At 41.3% G+C, this 3,400-nt stretch carries 3 protein-coding genes and 2 pseudogenes; 4 read left to right on the forward strand and 1 reads right to left on the reverse strand.

All coding sequences use genetic code 11. The features are described from left to right. Positions 1–503 (forward strand): annotated as a pseudogene (locus tag VK541_RS03265) (kinase); the annotation flags it as partial. A gap of 11 nt (positions 504–514) precedes the next feature. Further along, positions 515–1,531, forward strand: coding sequence for a TerC/Alx family metal homeostasis membrane protein (locus tag VK541_RS03270; protein WP_324366883.1), 1,017 nt, complete (start codon positions 515–517; stop codon positions 1,529–1,531). Between the two features lie 261 nt (positions 1,532–1,792). Here the strand turns inward: VK541_RS03270 and VK541_RS03275 are convergent, their stop codons facing one another. After that, entirely contained in the window at positions 1,793–2,452 is a 660-nt protein-coding gene (locus VK541_RS03275; protein ID WP_324366885.1) for a hypothetical protein, read from the reverse strand. 370 nt (positions 2,453–2,822) lie between these two features. Here VK541_RS03275 and VK541_RS03280 point away from each other — a divergent pair, with 370 nt between their 5' ends. Together VK541_RS03280 and VK541_RS03285 are read left to right on the forward strand one after the other, a co-directional pair. Continuing rightward, on the forward strand, positions 2,823–2,981 hold the full coding sequence (locus tag VK541_RS03280; protein WP_324366886.1) for a hypothetical protein: 159 nt from the start codon (positions 2,823–2,825) through the stop codon (positions 2,979–2,981). A gap of 63 nt (positions 2,982–3,044) precedes the next feature. Then, positions 3,045–3,400 (forward strand): annotated as a pseudogene (locus tag VK541_RS03285) (ATP-binding protein); the annotation flags it as partial.

Raw genomic sequence — 3,400 nt, forward strand, 5'->3', positions numbered from 1 at the left:
GGCCTACTGCCGGGGAATGGGAAGAAGCACTGCTAAAAACCACTGACCTTATCCAGCCATGCAGCAACCGCTATTGCGACCAGAAATGGTATGTATTTGACAACACCAACGCGCCAAGATGTCCATTCTGCGGCACTAGGCATACAGGTTCCCTGCCTATCCTGGACTTATATTACCAGTTTCAGCCGACCAATTGGCGGGCGGAAAATCACCGGCTGATGGTCTATCAGGACCAATACTTGTTTCAATGGCACATCAACAGGGAGGTCATCCGCAATGAAAACCTGACAGAGGCACAAAAGGTACCGGTAGGTTATTTTTCTTTTCATGACGATACCTGGGTACTCGTCAACCAGAAAATGACAGGATTAAAAGACCTCACTGAAAACACAGAGGTACCGATAGGCGGTAAAGTAGAACTGACAAACGGCAAGAAACTGCTGCTTTCAAATGAAGAAGGTGGGAGGGTTGCCCTGATTACATTAGCAAACCAAGAACAATAAACCATAACCAAATGAACCAACATCCAATTTTTACAGAGCACCCGGGACTGATCATCGTATTCGGTATTGCCGTAGTTGTTATGCTACTGCTAGATTTAGGCGTATTCAACAAAAAGAGCCATGAAGTCTCCAATAAGGAAGCCATTTCCTGGTCCCTGGTCTGGATCAGTCTGGCAATGGCCTTTAGCGGCCTCGTTTACTTCTATGCAGGTTCTGTTAAGTTTTTTGAGTTTCAGTCTGCGTATTGGATTGAGAAGGCATTGTCCGTGGACAACCTGTTCGTATTTATATTGGTCTTTAAATTTTTTGATGTCGCCAACACCAATAAGCATAAGGTGCTTTTTTGGGGCATTATTGGTGCACTGGTGCTGAGGGCGATCTTTATCTTCTCAGGGGCATTCCTGATCGAGCTGACCTATCTGAACAAAATACTTAGTCTCTTCGGTATAGCCGGATTTGCTTATAACATCAACATCATCATGACGCTCTTTGGCCTTTTCCTGGTATATGCGGGCATCAAGTCCTGGTCTTCCGGAGACGATGATGATGAAGAAGACTATAACAACACCAGGGGCGCAAGACTGATCCGCAGGTTCTTTAGCGTAAGTGATAAATATGACGGGGACAAGTTCTTTACCATTCAGAACGGCAAAAAACTGGCCACCCCTTTATTGGTTGTGGTAGCAGTAATAGAATTTACCGATCTCTTGTTTGCCGTCGATTCCATACCGGCCATATTTGCGATTTCCAGCGATCCTTTTATTTTGTACACTTCAAATATTTTCGCTATCCTGGGGCTCAGGGCTTTGTTCTTCCTTTTGGATAACTTCATTCACCTGTTTAGCAAGCTGAAATACGGACTGGCAATCATTCTGTCCTTTATTGGATTGAAGATGATTATTGCACCGTTTTATCATATTGAATCGGTGTATTCACTAATTGTGATTGGTGTGGTGCTGGCAGCGTCGGTGGTGCTTTCTATCATTTTTCCTGAGAAAGCAGAGGATGTGGCTGCGGTTGATGAATAATGTTCATCACTCAATGTAACCTAGAGTTTTATTGCCTGTCTGACCACATTTAGGGCATGCTGAATTGCACCAGCACCCACTAAGTTCAGTGAAGATATAACCTTTCACTTTGCAGCAACCTATGTGGCTGCATTTTTTACAGATGTAAAGCTTTGTATCCTTCTCCAAATTTCCACATGTAGGACATTTGTCATAACGTGCCATAGAATAAATTTAGGTTTTCGATTTCGCTAAAGAGTTAAAGATAATGTTTTCGTCCATTCAGGGCTCGAAGAGACAACGAGTTTTGCCATTTTTTTCTGCGGCAGCTATTGTCGTTTGTATAGCGCCATTATCGCAGTTTTTTAAAGCAGGACATTTAGCGTTTATGTGATACTTTTTGCCAGTGCCGCGCTCACAGATGTAGACTTTTGTAGAACTATTTGCGCTCAAATAGATTCCACCGGCAGATAGAACAATTATTGTAATAGATACAATAACCTTCCTTTTCATTGGGTTTGACTGTGTGATGATGATAGGAGGAGGTATTGGACTTGTTGGTACTAGCGGCTTAGGCCTTATTTTATCATAATCTACTCCAAACTTGTATGGTCTTTCTTCAAAATCTATTAGCCAGGCGAGAAGCTCAATATTTTTGTCGTCCGTGTCCTCGGTTTGCTTTCTTAAAAATTTAATCAATGGTCTGAATTTATCGACATCAAATCTTGTTATGGAATGACTATAGTCATTCGATTCGACCCCAGAATTAAAGAAATCTCTAATAAACGGCTCGTCCTTTTTCTGGGTTCTTGACCTCAGAACTATAAGACATTCATTCTTGACTTTCCTTGGTGTAGGATGCGACAAGTTCAAAGAAAGTTCCCCAATTTCTTTCTTCCTGTGGTATGCGTGAACTACCGCTTTTTTATAATCCTCGAGCATTAGCCAAATAATTGATTAGTAAATGTAACCGGAATTTTCGGAATCTTTTACGGTTTTCCGGAATTCCGGTGGAATTATCGGAATGATCGGAACCGCTTGCTAATTAACCATTTCGGCCCTTATACATTTGCTTTCGTAATCGGTTCGAGGGTTGACTAGCTATCATAACTCATGTACAAGACAGGTTGCAAAAAATGAGAAGAAGTTGCGGTAGGACGTGACCGGTTTGGGAAGCAGTTATTGCCTCCCGCAATGGAATCTCATTCTACTTCCCAAAAATTTCAGAAGCGCTTCTGAAATGCAACGTAGCAACCTCCGCGATAGGATTCGCGGGGGCCTACAAAGTATTTCATTCTAAAATTTTTGAGTCATGTTCGCATTTTTAATTGCCTTATTTATGGGATTGGCAACTCCACATCATACTACCCCTAAAAATTGTGATAACGGAACAGTAACAACACTTGATGATACTACTCCTGATCCTGGAGATCACGGCGGTGAAACAGGAGATAATCCTCCTCCAAGATAATCATCTTAAAATGCGGGCAAAAATTGCCCGCATTTTTATAAATTAGGAGAATAATCAAAAATATTGAAAATACTTACCGCTTCTCTTATCCTGTTCTTGCTTATTTCTTGCCATCAAGATAAAAAGCAAAGAAAGCCATTGGCCGATAATCTATACTACGACCGAGCATGGTATTTTCTGGACAATGATTTAACTGATAGCAGTTTTATTTACTTCAACAAAGCGAAAGAAAAAGCTTTAAATGACAGAGACAGTGTCAAGGTCGCTAAGTGTCTGATCCATATGGCTATTATAAGTGGTAAAAAAGGTGATTATTTCGGAAGCCAGGAAATTTCTCTTTCTGCCATTGGTTATCTGGATCCTAATGTTCAGGAGCAAAGCGAATTATTGTCTTCCAATTATAATAACCTGGGCAAAAT

The sequence above is a fragment of the Pedobacter sp. genome, assembly GCF_035317785.1.
Classification (GTDB): Bacteria; Bacteroidota; Bacteroidia; order Sphingobacteriales; family Sphingobacteriaceae; genus Pedobacter.